The sequence below is a fragment of the Bacillus sp. NTK071 genome (genome assembly GCF_017303315.1).
Classification (GTDB): domain Bacteria; phylum Bacillota; class Bacilli; order Bacillales; family Guptibacillaceae; genus Guptibacillus.
The window spans coordinates 1-324 of record NZ_JAFKOI010000054.1 but is presented as its reverse complement, the minus strand read 5'-3'; the positions used below and the strand labels follow the sequence as shown (position 1 = coordinate 324).

General features: G+C 36.1%; 1 protein-coding gene. It reads left to right on the top strand.

The window, feature by feature from the left end; genetic code table 11:
* Positions 1–324 (top strand): T7SS effector LXG polymorphic toxin (locus tag JI666_RS21005; protein WP_206895023.1); only part of this gene is annotated, 324 nt, incomplete at both ends.

The following is a 324-nucleotide window of genomic DNA, read 5'->3' as shown; positions in this document are numbered from 1 at the left end:
TTAACAAGCGACAGCAATTCCATTATCCGAAGTGTAAATGATATTATTTTCATACCAGAATTACAGCAGGATGAATTTAATACAAATGTCCACAGAGGACAAGAGAAAACAACCGAAGTTCTTGAAGATCTTCATGCTTTAGACAAAAGCCAAGCAAACAACTTAGAAGCAGTCCTTAAAGAATGCCACACACTCATGAATTACATAAGAGAAGTATCAACCAAATTTCAAAGTGGAGATATTTCTGTAAGTAATTATCAGGTAGGAACGATGAGTGCTATTCCAGCTTATAAGACGGTGATGAGTGGAGTGTCTTCTGATTCA